Origin of the sequence: Halopelagius fulvigenes (assembly GCF_042662625.1) — an archaeon.
Classification (GTDB): Archaea; Halobacteriota; Halobacteria; order Halobacteriales; family Haloferacaceae; genus Halopelagius; species Halopelagius fulvigenes.
In genome coordinates this window covers 892,673-914,571 of the sequence record NZ_JBHSXH010000015.1, presented here as the reverse complement: position 1 = coordinate 914,571, position 21,899 = coordinate 892,673, and the positions used below count along the sequence as shown (strand labels likewise).

Below are 21,899 nucleotides of genomic sequence, written 5' to 3'. Positions count from 1 at the left end.
GGCGGCCGATTCCGGTAGCGACGGCCGAGTCAGTCGTCGCTGGTCTGTGCGAGTCCGGAGTCCGCGTCGGAGGGAACCGACTTCACCGGGTCCGGAACGTCGGTCCGCACGTCGGCGTCCGCGTTCTCCGCGATGACCGCGGCGTACGCGTCGGGCATCACCTTCACGAAGTCGCCGAGGACGCTCTCCCAGTCGGCGAGGAGCGACTTCGCGCGGTCGCTGTCGGTGTACTCGGCGTGGTTCTCCACGAGGCGGCGGAGCATCGCCTCGTCGCCCTCTTCGAGTTCGTCGGAGAGCGACACCATGCCGGTGTTAGCCTTCGCTTCGAGTTCGTCGTCGGAGTCGTAGACGTACGCGACGCCGCCGGACATCCCCGCGGCGAAGTTGCGCCCCGTCTCGCCGAGGACGGCGACGACGCCGCCGGTCATGTACTCACAGCCGTGGTCGCCGACGCCTTCGACGACGGCCTTCACGCCCGAGTTGCGGACGGCGAATCGCTCGCCCGCGACGCCGTTGACGTACGCCTCGCCCTGCGTCGCGCCGTAGAGGGCGACGTTGCCGACGAGGACGTTCTCGGCGGCGTCGTAGGCGGCGTCCTCGGGCGTCTTTACTACGATTCGACCGCCGGAGAGTCCCTTTCCGACGTAGTCGTTCGACGCGCCGGTCAGGCGCATCGTCACGCCGCTCGCGAGGAACGCGCCGAACGACTGTCCGGCGATGCCGGAAAACTCGCAGTCGATGGTGCCGTCCGGGAGGCCCTCGCCGCCGTACTCGTCGGAGATGCGGTTCGACAGCATCGCGCCGACGGCGCGGTCCACGTTCGAGACGTCCTCCCGAATCTGGACCGGTTCGCCGCGTTCGAGTGCGGGTCGCGCCTGTTCGATGAGCTTGTGGTCGAGTTGCGTCTCCAAGTCTGCGTGGGCCTGCTCTTCGGTCTTGTAGCGCGCGCCCTCGGCGGGTTTGGCGATGACCGACGCGAGGTCGAGGTGCTTGGCCTTCTCGTGGTCGGTCTCTCGCTGGCGGAGCAGCGAGGGACGACCGATCATCTCGTCCACCGTGCGGAAGCCGAGTTCGGCCAGTATCTCGCGCAGTTCCTGCGCCATGAACGTCATGTAGTTGATGACGTGCTCGGGTTGGCCGGGGAAGCGCTTTCGGAGGTCCTCGCGCTGGGTGGCGACGCCGACGGGGCAGGTGTTCTCGTGGCACTGGCGGGCCATCACGCAGCCCGACGTGACGAGCGACGCCGTCCCGAAGACGTACTCCTCCGCGCCCAGCAAGGCGGCGACGGCGATGTCGCGGCCGGTCTTCATGCCGCCGTCGGCGGTCACGCGGATGCGCGACCGGAGGTTCGTCGCGCGGAGCATCTGGTTCGCCTCCGCGAGGCCGAGCTCCCACGGCAGACCGGCGTTCTTGATGGACGTCTTCGGCGACGCGCCCGTCCCGCCGTCGTGCCCGGAGATGTGGACGACGTCGGCGTTGGCTTTCGCCACGCCCGCGGCGATGGTTCCGATGCCCGCCTCGGAGACGAGCTTCACGTTGATGTCGGCGTCCGAGTTCGCCGCCTTCAGGTCGTGGATGAGCTGTTTGAGGTCCTCGATGGAGTAGATGTCGTGGAGGGGCGGCGGCGAGATGAGGCCGACGCCCGGCGTCGCGTAGCGGACGTGCGCTATCATCTCGTTTACCTTCTTGCCGGGGAGGTGGCCGCCCTCGCCGGGCTTCGACCCTTGCGCCATCTTTATCTGAAGCTCGTCGGCGCTGGAGAGGTAGTGGGAGGTGACGCCGAACCGGCCGGAGGCGACCTGCTTGACGTTGCACTCCTTCTCCGTGCCGAACCGCTCCGGCGGTTCGCCGCCCTCGCCGGAGTTGGACTTCCCGCCGATGCGGTTCATCGCGACGGAGTTGTTCTCGTGGGCCTCCGGCGACAGACTGCCGAGCGACATCGCCGCCGTCGAGAACCGTTCGACGATGTCCTCGACGGGTTCGACCTCTTCGATAGAGACCGGGTCGCGGTCGGAGTCGAACTCCAAGAGGCCGCGGAGCGTCTGCAGTTCCTCCGACTGGTCGTTGACGAGTTCGGCGAACTCCCGGTACTTCTCGTAACTGCCGGAGCGGACCGCCTGTTGGAGCGTTCCGACGGTCTTGGGGTTCCACTGGTGGTGGATTCCGTCGGAGCGGTGTTCGTACTCGCCCTGCCGTTCTAAGTCGGGGTCCGCGCCGAACCCGACGGCGTGGCGGGTGAGGGCGTCATCCTCCACCACGTCGATGCCGATGCCCTCGGTGCGAATCTCCGTCCCCTCGAAGTACTCGGCGACGAACTTCGAGTCGAGGCCGACGGCCTCGAAGATCTGGGCGCCCTGGTAGGACTCCACCGTGGAGATGCCCATCTTGGCCATCGTCTTCAGCAGGCCGTCTTCGAGCGCTTTCTTGTACGCCGCGACGGCCTCGGACTCCTCCGCGCCGTCCGGGCCGGCGACGAGGTCGCCGATGGTCTGGTAGGCGAGGTACGGGTTCACCGCGCCCGCGCCGTACCCGACGAGGGCGGCGAGGTGGTGGACCTCGCGGGGGTCGCCCGACTCGACGACGAGTCCGGCGTGGTTCCGCAGGCCGTTCCGGACGAGACTGTGGTGGACCGCGCCCGTCGCCAGCAGACTCGGAATCGCCACGCGGTCGGGGCCGAGGGTGCGGTCCGAGAGGACGACGATGCTCGCCCCCGCTTCGATGGCCGCCTTCGCCTCCTCGCGGACGCGTTCGACGGCGTCGCGCATCTCCTCGTCCGTCTCGTAGGTGATGTCCACCACGGCCGAGGAGATGTCTCCGTCTAAGTCCTCGATGGCCTCGGTCTGGGCGTCCGTCAGGACGGGCGAGTCCAAGACGAGTTGCCGCGCGTGCTCCGGCGTCTCGTCCAAGAGGTTCCGCTGGTGGCCGAGTCGAGATTCGAGGGAGGTGACGAGTTCCTCGCGGATGTAGTCCAGCGGCGGGTTCGTCACCTGCGCGAACAGCTGCTTGAAGTAGGTGAAGAGCGGCCGGTTGAAGTCCGAGAGGACGGAGAGAGGGGTGTCGTCGCCCATCGACCCGACGGGGTCCTTCCCGTCTCTCGCCATCGGTTCGATGAGGTGGTTCACCTGGTCGTGGGTGTAGCCGAACGCCGCCTGGTATGCGCGGAGGTGGTCCACCTCGCCGCGGGGTTCGTAGTCGCTCTCGTCCGCGATATCGTCGAGGTGTCGCTGTTCCGTTTCGACCCACTCGCCGTACTTCTCGTCGGTGAGGGAGTCGAACACCTCCTCGTCGGGGATGACACGCCCCTCCGTCGGGTCGGCCATGAACAGCTGCCCCGGTTGGAGGCGGCCGCGTTCCCTGATTTCGCTCGGTTCGGTGTCGAGTGCCCCGACTTCCGAGGCCATGACGACCCTGTTGTCGGCGGTCACGTCGTAGCGACACGGACGGAGGCCGTTGCGGTCCAGCACCGCCGCCACCCGGTCGCCGTCCGTCGCCGCCACGAGGGCGGGGCCGTCCCACGGTTCGACCAGCGATGCGTGGTAGTCGTACCAGTCGCGCTTCTCCCGCGGCATCGCGTCGTCGCCGCGGTACGCCTCGGGGATGAGCATCCGGAGGACGTGCGGGAGTTCGCGGTCCGAGTGAAGCAGGAGTTCGACGGCGTCGTCCACCACCGCCGTGTCGGACTGGTCGGCCTTCGTGACCGGCTTGATGGTCTCTAAGTCGTCGCCGAACGCCGGGTGTTCGAGGTCCGTCTCCCGGGCGCGCATCCAGTTGATGTTGCCGCGGATGGTGTTTATCTCGCCGTTGTGTACGATGTGGCGGTACGGGTGCGCGAGGTGCCACGCTCCGAGCGTGTTCGTCGAGAAGCGCGCGTGAACGAGCGTCAGCGTCGTCTTCACGCGTTCGTCCGCGAGGTCGGGGAAGTAATCGAGCAGTTGGTCGCCCTTGAGCAGTCCCTTGTAGACGAGCGTCTTCCGCGAGAGCGAACAGACGTAGAAGCGCGCCGCGCCCGCGGACTCCAGTTCGCCGACGCGGTTCTCGGCCTCGCGGCGGGCGACGTACAGCTTCCGGTCGAACGCCTCGGCGTCCATCTCCGCGTCGGGGCGGACGAACGCCTGCCAGACGTCGGGTTCGGATTCGAGCGCGGTCTTCCCGAGGTCGGAGTTGTCCGTCGGCACGTCCCGCCAGTGGAACACCTCCAGCCCGTGGGCCGCCACGGAGCGTTCGAATATCGAGAACAGTCCCTCGCGCGCGGCGTCGTCCTGCGGCATGAACACCGAACCGACGGCGTACGTCTCCGGCAGGTCGGCGTCCACGACGGCCTCGAAGAACTCGTCGGGCCGTTGAATCATGATGCCGGCGCCGTCGCCGGTGTTCTCCTCGGCACCCGTCGTGCCGCGGTGTTCGAGGTTCGCTAACAGTTCCACGCCGTCCGCGACGGTCCGGTGAGTTCGACCGCCGTCGAGGTCGATGACGGCGCCTACGCCGCAGTTCGAGCGCTGGTCGGTGGGGTCGGCGAGCCCCTCCGAAACGTCAGGGGTGTCTCTCTGTGGCTTGGTCATGTGTGACCAGACACCGAACTCCCATAAGGCATTTATCCTGAAAGCATAAGGGAAATACTATTACATATAAGGATATATGGTCTATTTCTACTTTATCGAATGTTCATCTAGGATACGGACGGCAGCGCGAAGTGTGCGAACAGCAGCGCAGAAAAGGGGCGGGGCGGGAACGAGCGTCGCTCAGTACGTCTTCGCGAAGTAGGCCGTCTCGACGGCGTCGCCGTCGCAGATGGCGCAGGAGTCGCCCTCGTGAATCTCGGCCTCCTCGTCGTCGAGGGGGACCATCACGATTTCGGCGGCTATCTGCTCTTTGATCTCGGTTTCGCACTCCTCGTCGCCGCACCACGGCGCTTTCACGTACCCGCCGTGCTGGCCGATGGTGCCGAGGATGTCCGCGCGGGAGTCCGCCTCCCGGACGTTCTCTTCGAGGTTATCCTCCGCCTTCGCGTAGAGTTTGGCGTACACCTCGTCGAACTCCTCGCGCACCGTCTCGGCGACGTTCTCGCGGTCCACCTCCTTGCTCTCGCCGTCGGGGCGGTGGACGACGGTTATCACGTCGTCGTCCACCTCGTTCGGGCCGATCTCGAAGCGGACGGGGACGCCCTTCAGCTCCCACTCGTTGAACTTGAAGCCCGGATTGCGCTCGTCCCGGTCGTCGAGTTCGACGCGGACGCCCGCCTCCTCCAGTTCCTCGGTGATTCCCTCGGCGTACTCGAGCACCTTCTCCTTCGTGTCGGACTGCCAGATGGGGACGACGACGACCTGTTCGGGCGCGACGGTCGGCGGCAGGACCAACCCTTGGTCGTCGGAGTGGGTCATGATGAGCGCGCCCATCGACCGCCACGAGAGGCCCCACGAGGTGGTGTGAGCGATCTGGCTCTCCTCGTCCTCGTCGGTGTAGGTGATGTCGAACGCCTCCGCGAAGGAGGTGCCGAGGTGGTGGGAGGTGCCGCTTTGGACGGACTTGCCGTCGGGCATGAGCGCCTCCACCGTCGTCGTCGTGTCCGCGCCGGGGAACTTGTCGTGTTCGGGCTTCGCGCCGCGGAGGACGGGGATGGCGAGCAGGTCCTCGAAGACGGACTGGTACTGGTCGAGGCGGGTGAGCGTCTCGTCCCACGCGTCCTCGTCCGTCGCGTGCGCGGTGTGGCCCTCCTGCCAAAGGAACTCCTTCGTGCGGAAGAACGGCTTCGTCTCCGTCGCCTCCCATCGGACGACGGACGCCCACTGGTTCACGCGGAGGGGCAAGTCGCGGTGACTGCGGACCCACCGGGACAGGTATGGCGCGATGATGGACTCGGAGGTGGGCCGGACGGCGAGTCGTTCCTCCAGTTCGTCGCGGCCGGCGTGGGTGACCCACGCGACTTCGGGGTCGAACCCCTCGACGATGTCCTTCTCCCGTTCGAGGTAGCTCTCGGGGATGAACATCGGGAAGTAGGCGTTCTGGACGCCGGTCTCCTTGAACAGCCCGTCGAGGTAGCTCTGGATGCGCTCCCAGACTGCGTAGGCGCGCGGCCGCGTGACGATGAATCCGCTCATCCCCTCCGGGCCGTAGTTCGCCAACCCCGCCTTCTGGACGACTTCGGCGTACCACTCGCCGGTGTTGTACTCCTTGGACTCGGTTATCCCGAGTTCCTGATCGTCGCTCATTACCCTCGCTTTACCCCAGCGAACTCTTAAAGACCCCGAAGCGCGCGACTCCGCGCGTCCCGGCGGAGGGGCCGCGCGGCCGGCGCGGCGGCGACGCCGCTCCCGTTCGCGCCCGCGTCAGTCGCGCCGGACGGCGAACGGACTGTCGCCGTCGCGCCACGACCACCCCGGCAACCGCGTCTGAAAGCCCGCCGCGAGTGCGGCGTCCAAGTCGTCCGCGCCCGCGCGCCCCTCGGTGTGGGTGCGGACGTCCGCGAAGTGGAACGTCGCCTGCGCGAGAAGCGAGAGGGGGTGCCCGCCCGCGACGGTGGCGGCGAGTTCGCGCCCGAGAATCTCGTCGACGACGAACCCGGGGTAGTCGCCCTCCACGTCGAGTTCGCGGAGGATGCGGACGAACCCGGCGACGTTCACCGCCACCTCGCCGTCGGCGAAGACGGCGTCCACCTCCTCGCGGTACGCCGCGGGCGTCACCTCGTCCACGTCGGTTTCGAACAGCTCGCCCAACCGCGCGCGCGTGTCGTTTATCAGCGGAACCACCGCGTCGCCGCGGTTTCGCACCCACTCCGCCTCGCGTTCGACGGCCTCCGGTGTCAGCTCCATACCGCCCATCTGCGCGTCCGAGGGCTTCCACTTTGCGAAGGCTTTTATACCGACGAGAAAGTACCTCCGAGTAAGCGGGTTTTCCCTGCCTCTTCCCGCAGTCAGGATAGCCAGAGATACCACCGTACTCGTTGACTATGCTCTCTCAATCGACGACCGGGTCAGACCGTCCCCCGATAGGCGTATCGGCACCGGTCGGCAGCTTTCGAGGCAGCGATTCTCCGACACCGCCCGTAACGCACCGGGCGAGGCCACTCAGTTATGAGTTCAGTAGATAAGCAACTTGAGGAATTGAAAGCAGAGATTACGAACGAACTGCCGTCCGACATCTCCGTGTCGGACGTGAAATACGAGGGGCCGGAACTCGTCGTCTACACTCGGGACCCGAAGCGGTTCGCGCAGAACGGCGACCTCATCCGGAAACTCGCCAGCAAACTGCGGAAGCGCATCACGGTCAGGCCCGACCCAGAGGCGCTTTCGAGTCCCCGTAACGCGGAGGAACAGATCCTTGACGTCATCCCCGAGGAAGCGGGCGTCACCGACCTCGACTTCCACGCCGACACCGGCGAAGTCGTCATCGAGGCGTCGAAGCCGGGGATGGTCATCGGCCGCCACGGGTCGACGCTCCGGAAGATAACCCAGCAGGTCGGGTGGACGCCCGAAGTCGTCCGCACCCCGCCCATCGAGTCGTCGACCGTCTCGAACGTCCGGAACTTCCTGAAGCAGGAACGCGACGACCGGCGGCAGATTCTCGAACGGGTCGGGCGGCAGATTCACCGCGAACAGCTCTCCGACGACGAGTGGGTCCGCATCTCGACGCTCGGATGCTGTCGGGAGGTCGGTCGCGCCTCGTTCGTCGTCTCGACGCCCGAGACGCGCATCCTCGTGGACTGCGGCGACAAGCCGGGGTCCGACGACGTGCCGTACCTGCAGGTGCCGGAGGCCCTCGGGGCGGGCGCGAACTCGCTGGACGCCGTCGTCCTGACGCACGCCCACCTCGACCACTCGGCGCTCATCCCCCTCCTGTTCAAGTACGGGTACGACGGCCCCATCTACACGACCGAACCGACCCGCGACCTGATGGGTCTCCTGACACTCGACTACCTCGACGTGGCGGCCAAGGAGGGCCGGACGCCGCCGTACGAGTCCGAGATGGTCCGCGAGGCCATCAAACACTGCATCCCGCTCGAATACGGCGACGTGACGGACATTGCGCCGGACGTGAAGCTCACGTTCCACAACGCGGGTCACATCCTCGGCTCCGCCGTCTCGCACTTCCACATCGGCGACGGCCTCTACAACGTCGCGTTCTCCGGGGACATCCACTACGACGACACGCGCCTGTTCAACGGCGCGGTCAACGACTTCCCGCGCGTGGAGACCCTCGTCCTCGAATCCACCTACGGCGGCCGGAACGACTACCAGACCGACCAGGAGGACTCCGAGGAGAACCTCATCGAGATAATCAACGAGACGTACGACAAGGGCGGGAAGATACTCATCCCCGCGTTCGCCGTCGGTCGGTCCCAGGAGATAATGCTCGTCCTCGAAGAGGCGATGCGGAGCGGCAAGATTCCCTCCATGCCCGTCCACCTCGACGGGATGATCTGGGAGGCGACGGCCATCCACACCACGTACCCCGAGTACCTGCGGGACGAACTCCGCGACCGAATCTTCCACGAGGACGAGAACCCGTTCCTCGCCGACGAGTTCAACCACATCGACGGCGGCGAGGAGGAACGGCAGGAAGTCGCCGACGGCGACCAATGCATCATCCTCTCGACCTCGGGGATGGTCACCGGCGGCCCCATCATGTCGTGGCTCCGCCACATCGGTACGGAACCGGACTCCCGACTCGTGTTCGTCGGCTACCAGGCGCAGGGAACCCTCGGCCGCCGCATCCAGAACGGGTGGGACGAGATTCCCGTCAACGGCCGCGACGGCATGGGCCGTTCGGACACGCTCCAACTGAAGATGGACGTCGAGACGGTGGACGGGTTCTCCGGCCACGCCGACCGGCAGGGACTGGAGAACTTCGTGAAGACGATGAACCCCCGACCCGAGAAGGTGCTGTGCGTCCACGGCGACGAACGCTCCGTGCAGGACCTCTCGTCGGCCCTCTATCATAACTACAACATGCGGACGTTCGCGCCGAAGAACCTCGAAACGTTCCGCTTCAAGTGACCGCGTAAGCTTCCGCGTCGTCCGCGCCCGACCCGCGTTCGCGTTTCGTTCCGGTTTTCGCCGCCCGCGCCCGCGGCCAACATTCAAGCCCGTTCTCCACGCAGACTGAGCCATGCGTCTCGCGCTTATCGCTCACGACGAGAAGAAGCCGGAGCTCATCGAGTTCGCGAAGAACCGCAAGGCGGACCTCGAACGGTTCGACCTGATGGCCACGGGGACGACCGGGAAGCGACTCCAAGAGGAGACCGGCCTCGACGTCGAACGCAAGCAGTCCGGCCCCATCGGCGGCGACATGCAGATCGGCGCCGAGATCGCCGACGAGAACTGCGCGGGCGTCTTCTTCCTGCGGGACCCCCTGACCGCGCAACCGCACGAACCCGACATCACGGCGTTGTTGCGCATCGCCGACGTCCACTCCATCCCCCTCGCGACGAACCTCTCCAGCGCCGACGCCATCCTCGACGAACTCGTCAGACAGCTCGAATCCGAGACCCGGTCTCACCGCTGAGAATCGTATCCCGACGCTTAACACCTCCCCGCCGAACACCGGTGTATGCGACGCTCGATACGAACTGTTGCCACGGTAGTCGTTCTACTGGCGACGTTGGGAGCGCCCGTCGTCGGTCCGGTCGCCGCCCAGTCGTCCGACTCGGCGGCGGCGGACGGCGGCGAAAAGCGGTGCTTCCCGCCCGGCGGTCACGAACTCAGCGTCGGTACGGAAGGTCCGGGCATCGGGATGACCGTCCACACGTCGCTGTTCTCGAACCTCGGCGGCGAAGGGGCACTCGGTCTCGAAGCCCGCGGCACCGCGTTGAACGCGACCATCGTCTCGCTTCGGACGGGCGTCGTCTTCAACGGCGTCGGCGACGCCGGGGCGTTCCTCTCGAACCCGTTCTCCCGGTTCGCGATAGTCTACGACTACTCGTTCGATCTTCCGATGTTCTCGTCTCTCGGCGGGGATCGGTCGTCGTACGCTTCCGAGGAGTCGCCGGTGTCCGGCGTCGAGACGAGAGCGTGTTAAGCTCGAACCGTCAGGGCGACGGTCCGGAGGGGTAGTTCGCGTCGGCGCGTTGGACGACGATGCTCCCGTCCGCGTGGATAGTCACGTCGTAGCCGTCGAGCGAAAACGAGAGAGTCCCGTTGCGACCAGCCTTGTCGGTGAACAACGAGTCGAGCGCGTCGGGGTCGATGACGTCGTACAGCGGTGGTAACGCCTCCGGTTCCTTCCCCGCGAACATCGACACCGCTCGGACGACGCTGAAACTGAGCGGTTCGTCGTCCGACCAGTCGTGCATCGCGTGGTACTCCTCCGCCGGTGCCGACGGGTCTCTGCCGCCGACTCCGTCCTCAACCATCGTCTCCCCCCCGGGAGCGTGCTCGGTTCGGACTCCTGTCTCCGAATACCATTGTATTCTCACCGACTCGCTACTCTCTATCCCCACATAAAGTGCGATGACTGTTAATATGAGAAAATCCCTTACTGTCAGTACGCTCCAACGGTTAACCGCCCGATTATTGCGGCGTCGGGCTTCCGCGGCGCGCGCCGACGCGATAAAGTATGACGTTAGCGGGTCCGTCAGCCGAGTAAGGCGTCGACTTCCGGGCGTTACGGGCCGGATGTCGCCTCTACGGGGTCCACCACCTCGCCGGACTCGGGGTCGACGCCCACCCTGTCGCACAGCGCCGACACCGGGCAGGCGTCGAGTCCGTCGAGGCAGGCGGGCGTCCGCGCCGTGCAGTACTCGCGTCCGAACTGGATCATCGCGGTGTGTCCGAACCCGCACTTCGCCGCCGGAACGTCGCGTTCGAGCGATCGGCGCACCTCCTCGTGGTCAGCGTCGGGTGACGCGACGCCTAACCGCCGCGAGATTCGGTGGACGTGCGTGTCCACGGGGAAGACGCCGCCCCGGCCGCCGGCGAACAGGAGGACGCAGTCGGCCGTCTTCGGGCCGACGCCGTGAATCTCCAGCAACCGGTCGCGGACGGCGGCGGGGTCCTCCTCGCGGACGTAGGCGTCGAACCCCTCAGACCCGCCGAACTCGGAGACGACTTCCCGGGCCGCGCCGCGTATCATCTTCGACTTCTGGTTGTACAGTCCCGCCGCGGAGATGGCGTCGGCTATCGCCTCCCGGTCGGCCGCCGCGAGGGTCTCCGCGAGGTCCTTGGCCGGGCCGTACCGGGTCATCAGTTCGTCGTGCGCCGGTTGACTCGCCTTGTCGCTGGTGTTCTGGCTGAGTATCGTTCGGACGAGGCACTCGAAGGCGTCCTGTCCGCCGTAGGCCTTCCGCCAGTACAGTCTCCCTAACTCGTCTACGACCGCCTCCGCGCGCGTCTCCGCGTCCCCCTCCTCGAACATCGCGGCCGTGCCGCCGCCGGCCTCGCCGCCGCTAATGTTCTCTGCGGGTTCCTCGGGCATGGGTGGGGGTTCGACCGCCGCGGCGAAAAACCGCCCGGTCTCTCAGTCGGTCTCGAACAGTCGGACGTAGACGGCGATGAAGCCGACGACCCCCGACAGGAGGACGAAGCCGCAGAAGACGAGGAGGTACAACGCGACCGGGGACCCCGTTTGGTCGGACATAACCGCCCCGACGGAACACCGTCGCTCAGTCCTTTCTCCGGCGGCGTCCGCCTACTCGACGGTGAGCGTCAGCGTCAGGGACGCCCCGTCAGCGAGGGCGGCGACGAGTTCGCGGTCGAAGTCCGCGGCGGCACCCTCGGCGCCGACGAGGACGGTTCGGTCGTCCACGTAGTCGCTGGTCCGCCCGACGTGACTTCGGTCGTCCTCGAACGTCAGGTCGGGGTGGCCGCGCCCCGCGACCGTCTGCGCGAACGTCTCCCCCTCGTCCGTCTCCACCGCTATCTCCGCCGTAATCGTCGCGTCTTCGTCGCGGCACGCCTCGACGAACTCCTCGTCGAAGTCGGCGGGCACCCTGTCGGCTTCGACCGCGAGAATACAGTCTCCCGCGGGCGTGAGCCAATCGTCCGACGTCACCTCGAACGTGCTGGCGTGTTCGGCCGCGACGTTCTCGTGTCCGCGCGCGCGGACGACTTCGCGTCGTTCGGTCATGGTTCCCCGTCGCCGTCGCCGCGGTAAAGCGCGTACGGTTCGGCGCGGAACGAGGCGCGTCCGACCCGCCGGGACGGGACGACCGTTCCGCCGATGGGGCGATCGTTCCGCCGACGGAACGGCGGGCGGCCGAGTACGGTGCGCTCCGTATTTTATGTACGTCTCCCCATCGGTTGATACGTCGTAGCACGGCGTATTCGAGGAGTATGGTACCTCTTTTCACGCCCGCAACCACCGAAGGATTTATATCCGGATAGGGTCAAGTAGAGAGTACCAGAGCGCCTCCGGCGTTCCGGCGGAACCGCACGCAGAATGATCGGGAATTCTTATCCACGGTCGGCAGCATCACAAGGAGCGGCCGCCTTGTCCGGAGCGGTGATGGTATCGAGGTTTGATTACGCATGGTGACAAAGCAAGACGTTCTCCAAGAATACGACGTACAAGAGCTCGACGAATCCAACAACGTCGAACTCACAGACGACAAGCTCGAAGACGGTTCGAAAGGCGAGCTTATCAAACTCGCGGGGCAGCTCCGCGACCGTCGTAACGACCTGAATCAGATGGCCTCCGAGCGCGCGTCCAAGCGCGACGACCTGAACGCGAAGACTCGCGAGAAGGTCGACGAGGCACAAGAACACCGAGAGCAGCGAGACTCGCTCAACGAGCAGGTTCAGGAGCACAAGAACAAGCGCAACGAGCTCAACGCCGAGGCCAACGAACTCTTCGACAAGGTCGAAGAGATGAAGCAGGACCTCGAGCTCAACGACGGGAAGGACATCGACGAGCTCAAAGAGGAGATAGAGCAGCTCGAGTTCCGACAGCAGACCGAAGTTCTCTCGACGGAAGACGAGCGCGAACTCATCGAGAAGATCGAGGACAAGCGCGAGCAGCTCCGTCAGAAGAAGGACAAGGTCGAAGAGAGCGGTGAACTCGAAGAGCTCATCGAGGAGGCCGAGGAGGTCCGCTCCGAGGCGTCCCAGCACCACCAGAAGGTGACGGAGCTCGCCGACAAGGCCCAAGAGCACCACAACCAGATGATCGAGGCCTACCGCGAGGCCGACGACATCCGCGACAAGGCCGACGCGATGCACGAGCTCTTCGTCGAAGCCCAAGAGGCGGCCGACCGCCACCACGAGGACTTCGTCCGCGTGCAGAAGCGCCTCCGCGAGCTCGACAAGCAGGAAGAGCAGGAGCGCGACGCCGAACGCGCCGAGGAGCGCGAAGCGGCCAAAGAGGAGGCCGAGGAGATCTACCAGAAGTTCAAGGAAGGCGAGACCCTCGACACCGAGGACCTGATGAAGCTCCAGAAGACGGGGCTTCTCTAAGCCGACCGGTTCTTTCTCTCTCTCCGTTTCGGATACGTTTTTCACCTCACCCGAGAGAGGCGTCGGTATGTCTCTGACGGGTGACGGATCGTGACGGCCGGCCGACGGACCGCGGTCGCTCGCGCGGCCGTCGTTCTCCTCGTCGCGGCGGTGGTCGCCGCGGTCGGATGGTATCTCTTCGTCGCGGCGCCGGACGACCTCGCCGACCTCCTCGGGACGGTCCTCGTCGTCTGCGTTGTCGGCGTCGGCGTCCGCCTCGGGGCGCGTCTGGCGGACAGGACGCACCCCGACTACGACGTGGCGGAGGTGGCCGTCGAGGGGCCCATAACCCGCGACGGCGGCCCCGGCCCCGCGCCCGGCGGAAGCGTCGGTACGCCGGCGGACGACATCGTGGACGGCGTCCGCGCGGCGGACGACGACGGCGGCGTGGACGCCCTCGTGGTGAAGCTGAACACGCCGGGCGGCGAGGTACTGCCGAGCGAGGACATCAGGCGGGCGGTCGAGGAGTTCGACGGCCCCACCGTGGCGTACGCCACCGACGTCTGCGCCAGCGGGGGGTACTGGATAGCCACCGGGTGCGACGAACTGTGGGCGCACGACGTGAGCGTCGTCGGGAGCATCGGCGTCATCGGGTCGTCCGTGAACGTCTCGGAGCTCGCCGACCGACTCGGCGTCTCCTACGAGCGATTCGCCGCGGGCAAGTACAAAGACGCCGGGACGGCGCTGAAAGACGTCTCGGAGGACGAACGCGACTACCTCCAGGGCATCGTGGACGACTACTACGAGGACTTCGTCGAACGGGTCGCGGCCGGCCGAGGGATGGACCCCCAGACGGTGCGAGACACCGAAGCGCGCGTCTACCTCGGCGAGGACGCCGTCGAACTCGGTCTGGTGGACCGGGTGGGGACGCGGGACGACGTGGAGGACCGCGTCGCGACGCTTCTCGGCGTCGACGAGGTGAGCGTCCGGGAGTTCACGCCCCGCCGGGGTGTCGCCTCTCGCCTCCGCGGCGGCGCGGCGCACGTCGCGTACGCGTTCGGCGCGGGCGTCGCCTCGGCGTTCGACGCCGACGACGCCGCCGACTTCCGATTCCGGTTCTGACCGCTCTCAGCCTTCGTCCGGTTCGACCACCGCCTCGGCTTCGATTTCGACCAGTAAGTTCGGGTCGATGAGTCGGCTCACCTCCACCATCGTCGAGGCGGGGCGGACGGGAACGTCGCGGAAGAACGACCCGTGCGCCTCGCCGACGGCCTCCCAGTCGTCGATATCCGCGACGTACATCCGCGTCCGAACCACGTCCTCCTTCTCCCCGCCGAGTTCCTCCACCGCGGAAACCACGTTCGAGAGCGCTCGCTTCGCCTGCGCGCCCGCGTCGTCGGCCCCCACCGCGTTCCCCTCCTCGTCCGTCGCCGTGGTTCCCGAGACGCGAATCACGTCGCCGGTGCGGACGGCGCGGGAGTAGCCGACTCTCGGTTCCCACTCGGTACCGCTCGAAATCGCCTCTCGTCGCATGGCCGACCCACGGACCCCCGGCCGATAACGGTTCGGCCGCGACGACCGGGAGCGTTTTAACTAAGTGAGTCGTTCGCACGGTTGTGACCACGCTCGTCCTCTGTGTCGACCGGTCGAACGACATCGGGCGGAAGGCCGGTCTCCGGACGCCCGTGGTCGGGTGGGAGGCCGTCCAATCGCTCGTGACGGAGGTGGGTCTCGCCGACCCGGAGGATTCGAGCGTGAACTGCCTTCTGGAGTCGCTTCGCGTCGTCAGGGACCTGCGGGACGGCGACGAGGACGCCGTCGTCGCCGTCGTCTCCGGCGGGAGCGACTCGCTCGTCGGTGCGGACCGGTCGCTCGCCGCGCAGGTTGACCGCCTCGTCGAGGAGTACGACCCCGAATCGACCATCGTCGTCATCGACAGCGCCGGCGACGAACGCGTGGTGCCGGTGATAGAGAGTCGCCTCCGAATCGACTCCGTGGACCGCGTGGTCGTCAGGCAGGCGCACGACATCGAATCGACGTACTACCTGCTCAAGCAGTTCCTCGCGGACGAGGAGCTTCGGACGACGGTGTTGGTCCCCCTCGGGGCGACGCTGGTTCTGATGCCGCTCCTGCTCACGCAGTTTTCGCCCGCCGTCGCGCTCGCGGGTCTGGCGGCGGTCCTCGGGGCGGTGCTCCTGTACAAGGGGTTCGCCATCGACGAGTTCGTCGCGGACGTGCCCGACATGGTCCGGGACGCGCTGTACTCCGGACAGGTGTCCGTCGTCACGTACGCCGCCGCCGGGGGGTTGTCGCTCGTCGGTCTCTTCCTCGGCGCGCTCTCGGTGACGACGCCGACGGGCTCGGAGCGAGTGGTGCTGCCCGCGATGCAGCTCGTCTACAACGCGGTGCCGTGGTTGGCGCTCGCCGCGTTGACCGCCAGCGCCGGCCGACTCATCGACGAGCTCATCGGCTCCGACGGCGTCCGGACGCCGTACCTCAACCTCCCGTTCGGCGTCGTCGCCCTCGGACTCGTCGTCCGCGGGTTCTCCGGGTGGTTCCTCCAACGCGAGGGCGTCCTGGGGAACGCGGTGCTGTTCGACGTGGTTCTGTCGGCCCGCCAGCGACTCGCCCTCTTCATCGTCGGCGGCATCGTCGTCAGCATCGTCGGCGTCCGAATCGCCGCGAGCGTGAGCGACGAGACGGTGGAAGACGCCGTCGAGCAGTGAGTCGGCCCCTCAGCGGGTTCCCCCGGCGCGGTACTCGCCGTGTTTGATGCCGATTCCGAGGCACACCGCCCCGAACACCAACATCGCGGGGGCGACCATCATCAGGACCGTACTCGTCGCCATCACGCCCATCGCGAGGAGGGCGGCGACGCCCGCGGCGACGAGGACGAGAAACAGCACGGCCGTTCGCGTGATGTCGAACTCCATACGCGGGGTCGTTCGGACGGGCGGGACTAATCGCTTACTCTCGGTTCGGCGTCCGACGCGGCGAAAAACGGCGAGAAGCGGAAACGGAAACGGTGGGGAGACGGCGGCGCGAAACGTCCCCGTTACCAGGGGGCGAACCCGGGGTCCACCTGACGCTCGGTTCGGTCGATGGCGTCTATCTTCTCGACGTCCTCGTCGTCGAGTTCGACGCCCAGCGACTCCCAGTTGTCGCGGATGTGGTCTTCGCCCGTCGCCTTCGGGATGGCGGTGACGCCCTTCTCGCGAAGCCACGCGAGCGACACCTGCGCCTCGCTGGCGTCGTGTTTCTCGGCGACTTCGGACAGTTCGGGCACGTCGAATACCTCGCCGCGGGCGAGGGGGGAGTACGCGACGATCTCGATGTCCCGGTCGGCGCAGTGCTCGCGGAGTTCCTCCTGCGGGAGGAGGGGGTGGAGCTCTACCTGGTTCGCGAAGATGGCGTTGTCGGCCGTCTCGACGGCCTCGCCCACCTGTTCGGGTTCGAAGTTGCTGATGCCGATGCGCTCTATCGACCCGTCCTCGACGAGTTCGTCGAACGCGCGGAACGTCTCCTCGGGGTCGTACTCCCGGGAGGGCCAGTGGACGTAGAGCAGGTCCACGTAGTCGACGCCGAGTTTATCGAGGCTCTCCTCGGTCGTCGAGAGGACGTCGTCGTACGAGAGATTGTCAATCCACACCTTGGTGGCGAGGAACATGTCCTCGCGGTCGACGTCGGCGTTCTTGATGCCGCGGCCGACGGCCTCCTCGTTGCCGTACGCCTGCGCCGTGTCGATGTGACGGTACCCCGTGTTCAGCGCCGTCTCCACCGCGTCGGCGCAGTCGTCCGGGTCGTCGTTCTGCCACGTGCCGAGTCCGAGCATCGGCATCCCGTCGGTCTCGGGGACGTCGTCACTATCGGGTACTTGGTGGGACATACGTTGTAAGAACGAAGGGGCGTCGGCGGGAAAGACGTTGTGAAAGGGAGAACGGCGTGCCGGAAAGCGTGCGAACCGTTATCGTCAGTACTTCGGGTCCGCGCCGCTGATCTCGTACAGGTCGTCCATGATGTCGTCGCGCCCTTCCTGCCACGTCTCGAACCCGCGCGGCGAGGAGGGATAGGCGTTGTACAGCGTCGAAATCTCCGACGCCTTCCGACTCACCTTGTAGAGCCCGTAGAGGGCGTCCCAGTGGCCGAACGTCTTCACGAGCGTCTCCAGTTTGAGCTTGAGGCTCATCTCGGAGGTGCCGCTACTGAGGGCGTCGACCAGTTGCTGACCCGGGAGCGACGAGACGATATCGACGAGTTCGTTCACCTCGTGGGCGGTGCCCCAGATGTTGTACAGGTCCACCGCGGCGAACCGCCTGCCGAAGTCGGTCATCACGTCGCGGTTGTACTCCCAGAGGTTCGCCTCGCTCACGTCGCCCTCGGAGATGGCCTTCACGGCGCGTTTCGCCGCCCAGTGGGCGGACTTCGCCGCGCCGGGGATGCCGCCGCCGGTGGTGGGGTTGACGTGCCCCGCCGAGTCGCCCGCGGCGATGAAGCCGTTCGCCACCGCCGAGTCGTAGGGGCGACGCGTCGGCAGGGCCGCGCCGAGTTTGTCCTTGACGGTGGCGTTCGCGAACTCCGGGCGATTCCGAAGGTCGCGTTTCAGCGCGTCCACCAACTCCATCGGTTTCTCGGTCATCTGAAAGCCCAGTCCGGCGTTTATCTCGGTCGAAGACCGGGGGAAGTACCAGAGGTACCCCAGTTCCTCGGTCGGTTTGAACACGATGGCGTCGTCGTACTCGACGGGGTCGGGGACGTCGATGACCTCGCGGTAGGCCGAACAGAACTGCGAGTACGAGACGTTCGTATCGAAGTACGTCCCCGTGAAGTCGGTCTTGTCCTGCAGAATCGACAGCGCTCCCGCGCCGTCGATGGTGACCTCCGCCTCGTACTCGACGACGCTCCCGTTGCGCTTCGCGCGGACGCCGGTGACGGTGCCGTCGTCGGCCTGCGTCACGTCTTGGACGACGGTGTCGAAGTGGAGTTCCGCGCCGATGCGTTCGGCCTCCTCTAAGATTATCTCTCCGTAGCGTCGCCGGTCGATGACGGCCCCGGAACTGCCGAACGGGATGTCGAGCGTCTCGCCGCGAGGGTTCTCGAAGACGGCGCGACGGATGTTCTGGTTGGTGAACGATTCCTCCTTGAGGCGGTCGAGGTCGATGACGTCCGGAAACGTGCTCTTCCCCTTGATGGCGTCCCCACAGGCGATGTGGCCGGCCTCCTCCTCGGACTTCCGTTCGAGGAGGACGACGTCGAGGCCTTCCGACGCCCCGGTCGCCGCCGCAAAGGCTCCCGCCGTTCCCCCCCCGACGACGACCATGTCGTAGGCTTCCGCAGGCATACTCTACTGATTTCGTCGCCCGTCATAAAAATAAACCGTATCTGCACCCGAACTTTGGGCACCGGTGGCAAATCGAGTCGCCCGCTGGACTCCGACCCGCCGTCAGCTTTACCGTGGTAGCCGTTGGCGTAGTACTGGTGGCAATATATGCCTGAGCTCTCCACGGAGAACACGAACGCGTTCGCCCACCGAATCGCCGGGGACACGTTGGTCTACGACTGTCCGGACTGCGAGTACGGCGAAGTCGTCATCACCGAACTCATCGAATCCGACACGTCTCGGTGTCTCGACTGCGGCACTCCGTTCCGCCTGTACGTCGAACGGGCCGACGGCGACGGCGACGCCTGACCCCGGGCCGTCTCGGCCGTCCGCGACCCGCGACGCCCGAACGCCGCCGGTCGGACGTGGCCGTCTCGGCGGTAGCGGGCGGAAAGAACGGAGACGAGCGACCGCCGTCCGGAGTTAGTAGAACTCGCGGACGAGGTCCATTGCGCCCTCGGGCGCGCCCTCGTCGATTTCGGACATGTTGGAGTCGAGGCCGTGTTTCTGGTCGTACGGCACCGACTCGTCGTCCTGCCAGATGATCCCCTGATACTCCTTGCCCGCGTCGAGGATCTTGTCCTTCGCGGAGTCGTAGTCGGAGGGGTCGTGGTCCTCGTCGGCGAGGTCCACGAGGTTGTCGCGGAAGTAGTCGTACGTGTCCACGTCGTTGAAGGTGACGCACGGGCTGAACACGTTGACGAAGCCGAAGCCGTCGTGTTCGATGGCCTTCTGGACGATTTCGGCGTGACGCTGGGCGTCCGTCGAGAACGACTGCGCGATGAACGTCCCGCCCGCGGCGAGTGCGAGTGCGAGGGGGTTCACCGGCGGTTGCTGCGGACCGTCCGGCGTCGTGGACGTCTCGAAGTCCTCGCGGGAGGTGGGCGAGGCCTGCCCCTTCGTGAGGCCGTAGATGCGGTTGTCCATGACGACGTACGTCATGTCGACGTTCCGCCGCACGGCGTGGACGAAGTGGCCCGCGCCGATGGAGTAGCCGTCGCCGTCGCCGCCCGCGACCATCACTTCGAGGTCGGGGTTGGCGAGTTTGACGCCCGTGCCGACGGGGAGTGCGCGCCCGTGGACGCCGTGGAGGGCGTACGAGTGCATGTACGTACCTATCTTCCCGGAACAGCCGATACCGGCGACGACGAAGGTGTTGTCGGGGTCGTTCCCCGTGTTCGCGAGTGCCTTCATCATGCCGTTCATCGTCCCGAAGTCCCCGCAACCGGGGCACCACGTGGGCTGTTTGTCGGACTTGAAGTCGGTGAAGCGAATGTCGGAGCTCATTGGTTATGCGGTAGCCTCCTCTGCGAGGAGTTCCTTGATGTCCGCTGCCAGTTCGTCCGCGTTGAACCGGACACCGTTGTACTTGTTGAGGCGCTTGACGCGTGTAAGTGTGTCGTGCTCGATGACGTCGGCGAACTGACCGGTCGCGTTACACTCGACGACGATGACGTCGTCCGCCGCTTCGACATCCTCGGTGAGGTCCGGTCGCGGGAAGATGTAGGGGACGGAGAGGAATCGCACGTCGACGCCGTCGTCGTCGAGGAACTCTATCGCCTCCCGCATCGCGCCCTCGGTGGACCCCCACGAGATGACGAGCGTGTCGGCGTCTTCGTCGCCGAACTCGCGCGGATTCCAGTCTTCCTCGTCGCGCGCCGTCTGGACCTTCTGTTCGCGCTTGTCCACCTGCTTGACGCGCATGTCGGTGTCCTCGGTCCGGCGGCCGAGTTCGTCGTGTTCGAGACCGGTGGACATGTGCGCGCCGCCCTCAGTGCCGGGGAACGCGCGCGGCGAGACGCCGTCGTCGGTGAGAGCGTGGGGCTGGAACTGCCCCTTCTCGTTCTGCCACTCGCCGATGGTGTCGTCGTCCACGACCTTCCCGCGGTCGATTTCGACGTCGTCCATGTCGAACTCCTCCGGCGAGAACGTCTGCTCGGTGACCGCCATCGAGAGGTCCGCGGTGAGGTACACCGGCGTCTGGTACTTCTCGGCCATGTTGAACGCCTCGACGGTCTTCCAGAAGCACTCCGAAATCGTCGTCGGCGCGAAGACGAAGCGCGGAATCTCGCCGTGGCCGCCGTAAAGCAGCATGTTCAGGTCGCCCTGCTCCTGTTTCGTCGGCATCCCCGTCGAGGGACCGGAGCGCATCACGTCCACGATGACGAGGGGCGTCTCCGACTGGGCGACGAGGCCGAACGTCTCGGTCATCAGGTCGATACCCGGACCGGACGTCGCCGTCATCGACCGCGCGCCGGCGCGCGCCGCGCCGAGTGCGATGTTGATGGCGGAGAGTTCGTCCTCCGCTTGGAGGACGTGACCGCCGAACTGCTCGATGCGGCCCTTGAGGTACTCCATCACGTCCGTCGCGGGCGTGATGGGGTAGCCGGCGTAGAACTTACAACCGGCGGCGATCGCGCCCATCCCGATGGCTTCGTCGCCGTTCAGGAGGACGTAGTCGTTGTCCGTGGTGTCGAGGTCGTACTCGAACTCGTGGTCGAAGTTCTCCTTGACGTAGTCTTGGCCGCTACGGGCGGCCTCCTTGTTGTTGTCGACGAGCGACTGTCCCTTCGAGCCGAAGCGCTTCTCGAGTGCGCTGTCGAGGTTCTCGATGGGGAAATTCGTTACTTCGCAGGCGGCGCCGAGTGCGACGACGTTTCGCATGATGGCACCGCCGGCCTCCTCCGCGAGGCGCTTGAGGGGAACGTCCAGCCCAATCATCCCCTCGGGTATCTCGATGTTCTCCATCGTGGTTCGCTCGCCATCGTAGACGATGACGGAACCCTCGTGGAGCTCTTCGAGGTTCTCCTCGATGGTACGAGGCGTCAGCGCGATGAGCACGTCGAGTCTATCGACGACGCTCTGCACCGGGTCGACCGACGTGCGGACCTTGTACGCCGTGTATCCGCCGCGGATACGGGACGCGAAGTCCTTGGAGGTGAACACGTGCCGTCCAGCCCGAGAGAGTGCCTGAGCGAATATCTTCCCCGTCGAATCGATACCATCGCCGGCTTCGCCGCCGATGGCCCAGTTGAAGTCCGCAGGCATGTGGGTAACGAGTTGCCATGGAGTGCTGAAAAGCCTTCTGAAAGCCATTGAAAACGGTGAAGAATTAGATGCGGGCAAATCTGGACGTACAGCCAATAAAATCGGGCATCAAT

19 protein-coding genes are annotated in these 21,899 nt (G+C 66.1%); 7 read left to right on the top strand and 12 right to left on the bottom strand.

Annotated elements, in window-relative coordinates:
• Window positions 1–29 precede the first annotated feature (29 nt).
• The 3 genes from gltB to ACFQEV_RS14820 all read right to left on the bottom strand — a co-directional run bounded on the left by gltB (window position 30) and on the right by ACFQEV_RS14820 (window position 6,806).
• Window positions 30–4,559: a glutamate synthase large subunit gene (gltB, locus tag ACFQEV_RS14830; RefSeq protein WP_379697576.1), complete on the bottom strand. Its 4,530-nt coding sequence runs from the start codon at window positions 4,557–4,559 to the stop codon at window positions 30–32.
• Between the two features lie 180 nt (window positions 4,560–4,739).
• Window positions 4,740–6,206 (bottom strand): proline--tRNA ligase, encoded by a 1,467-nt coding sequence (gene proS, locus ACFQEV_RS14825; protein WP_379697573.1) that lies wholly within the window; start codon window positions 6,204–6,206, stop codon window positions 4,740–4,742.
• Window positions 6,207–6,323: 117 nt separating this feature from the next.
• Window positions 6,324–6,806 carry a hypothetical protein gene (locus ACFQEV_RS14820; protein WP_379697571.1) on the bottom strand — a complete coding sequence of 161 codons (483 nt, stop codon included), beginning with the start codon at window positions 6,804–6,806 and terminating at the stop codon, window positions 6,324–6,326.
• 261 nt (window positions 6,807–7,067) lie between these two features.
• Between ACFQEV_RS14820 and ACFQEV_RS14815 the strand changes: the two genes are divergently transcribed.
• The 3 genes from ACFQEV_RS14815 (at window position 7,068) to ACFQEV_RS14805 (ending at window position 10,011) form a co-directional block, all read left to right on the top strand.
• Entirely contained in the window at window positions 7,068–8,990 is a 1,923-nt protein-coding gene (locus ACFQEV_RS14815; RefSeq protein ID WP_379697568.1) for a beta-CASP ribonuclease aCPSF1, read from the top strand.
• Window positions 8,991–9,102: 112 nt separating this feature from the next.
• Window positions 9,103–9,498 carry a methylglyoxal synthase gene (locus ACFQEV_RS14810; protein ID WP_379697565.1) on the top strand — a complete coding sequence of 132 codons (396 nt, stop codon included), beginning with the start codon at window positions 9,103–9,105 and terminating at the stop codon, window positions 9,496–9,498.
• A gap of 45 nt (window positions 9,499–9,543) precedes the next feature.
• Window positions 9,544–10,011, top strand: coding sequence for a DUF7332 family protein (locus ACFQEV_RS14805; protein ID WP_379697562.1), 468 nt, complete (start codon window positions 9,544–9,546; stop codon window positions 10,009–10,011).
• A 10-nt stretch (window positions 10,012–10,021) separates the two neighbouring features.
• Here ACFQEV_RS14805 and ACFQEV_RS14800 read toward each other — a convergent pair whose 3' ends face one another.
• From ACFQEV_RS14800 to ACFQEV_RS14790, 3 genes are all read right to left on the bottom strand, one after another.
• Complete coding sequence (locus tag ACFQEV_RS14800) at window positions 10,022–10,345, bottom strand: HalOD1 output domain-containing protein (RefSeq protein ID WP_379697559.1); 324 nt, start codon at window positions 10,343–10,345, stop codon at window positions 10,022–10,024.
• Window positions 10,346–10,596: 251 nt separating this feature from the next.
• Window positions 10,597–11,406, bottom strand: a complete 810-nt coding sequence (locus ACFQEV_RS14795) for an endonuclease III domain-containing protein (protein WP_379697556.1) — start codon at window positions 11,404–11,406, stop codon at window positions 10,597–10,599.
• A gap of 213 nt (window positions 11,407–11,619) precedes the next feature.
• Complete coding sequence (locus ACFQEV_RS14790) at window positions 11,620–12,057, bottom strand: DUF371 domain-containing protein (RefSeq protein WP_379697554.1); 438 nt, start codon at window positions 12,055–12,057, stop codon at window positions 11,620–11,622.
• Window positions 12,058–12,458: 401 nt separating this feature from the next.
• Here ACFQEV_RS14790 and ACFQEV_RS14785 point away from each other — a divergent pair, with 401 nt between their 5' ends.
• Complete coding sequence (locus ACFQEV_RS14785; RefSeq protein ID WP_379697551.1) at window positions 12,459–13,382, top strand: coiled-coil protein; 924 nt, start codon at window positions 12,459–12,461, stop codon at window positions 13,380–13,382.
• Between the two features lie 90 nt (window positions 13,383–13,472).
• Window positions 13,473–14,483: a signal peptide peptidase SppA gene (sppA, locus tag ACFQEV_RS14780; RefSeq protein WP_379697548.1), complete on the top strand. Its 1,011-nt coding sequence runs from the start codon at window positions 13,473–13,475 to the stop codon at window positions 14,481–14,483.
• A 6-nt stretch (window positions 14,484–14,489) separates the two neighbouring features.
• On the opposite strand, the gene ACFQEV_RS14775 is transcribed toward sppA, so the two are convergent.
• Window positions 14,490–14,894 (bottom strand): RidA family protein, encoded by a 405-nt coding sequence (locus ACFQEV_RS14775; RefSeq protein WP_379697545.1) that lies wholly within the window; start codon window positions 14,892–14,894, stop codon window positions 14,490–14,492.
• Window positions 14,895–14,977: 83 nt separating this feature from the next.
• On the opposite strand from ACFQEV_RS14775, the gene ACFQEV_RS14770 reads away from it, so the two are divergent.
• Window positions 14,978–16,087 (top strand): DUF373 family protein, encoded by a 1,110-nt coding sequence (locus ACFQEV_RS14770; RefSeq protein WP_379697542.1) that lies wholly within the window; start codon window positions 14,978–14,980, stop codon window positions 16,085–16,087.
• Between the two features lie 9 nt (window positions 16,088–16,096).
• Here the strand turns inward: ACFQEV_RS14770 and ACFQEV_RS14765 are convergent, their stop codons facing one another.
• From ACFQEV_RS14765 to ACFQEV_RS14755, 3 genes are all read right to left on the bottom strand, one after another.
• Entirely contained in the window at window positions 16,097–16,294 is a 198-nt protein-coding gene (locus tag ACFQEV_RS14765) for a DUF7333 family protein (protein ID WP_379697540.1), read from the bottom strand.
• Window positions 16,295–16,416: 122 nt separating this feature from the next.
• Window positions 16,417–17,199, bottom strand: a complete 783-nt coding sequence (locus ACFQEV_RS14760) for an aldo/keto reductase (protein ID WP_379699892.1) — start codon at window positions 17,197–17,199, stop codon at window positions 16,417–16,419.
• Between the two features lie 132 nt (window positions 17,200–17,331).
• Window positions 17,332–18,699, bottom strand: coding sequence for a geranylgeranyl reductase family protein (locus tag ACFQEV_RS14755; RefSeq protein ID WP_379697537.1), 1,368 nt, complete (start codon window positions 18,697–18,699; stop codon window positions 17,332–17,334).
• A 147-nt stretch (window positions 18,700–18,846) separates the two neighbouring features.
• Here ACFQEV_RS14755 and ACFQEV_RS14750 point away from each other — a divergent pair, with 147 nt between their 5' ends.
• Window positions 18,847–19,047 carry a hypothetical protein gene (locus tag ACFQEV_RS14750; protein WP_379697534.1) on the top strand — a complete coding sequence of 67 codons (201 nt, stop codon included), beginning with the start codon at window positions 18,847–18,849 and terminating at the stop codon, window positions 19,045–19,047.
• 114 nt (window positions 19,048–19,161) lie between these two features.
• Here ACFQEV_RS14750 and ACFQEV_RS14745 read toward each other — a convergent pair whose 3' ends face one another.
• Together ACFQEV_RS14745 and ACFQEV_RS14740 are read right to left on the bottom strand one after the other, a co-directional pair.
• Window positions 19,162–20,025, bottom strand: a complete 864-nt coding sequence (locus tag ACFQEV_RS14745; protein ID WP_379697532.1) for a 2-oxoacid:ferredoxin oxidoreductase subunit beta — start codon at window positions 20,023–20,025, stop codon at window positions 19,162–19,164.
• Between the two features lie 3 nt (window positions 20,026–20,028).
• Complete coding sequence (locus ACFQEV_RS14740; RefSeq protein WP_379697529.1) at window positions 20,029–21,786, bottom strand: 2-oxoacid:acceptor oxidoreductase subunit alpha; 1,758 nt, start codon at window positions 21,784–21,786, stop codon at window positions 20,029–20,031.
• Window positions 21,787–21,899: the final 113 nt, after the last annotated feature.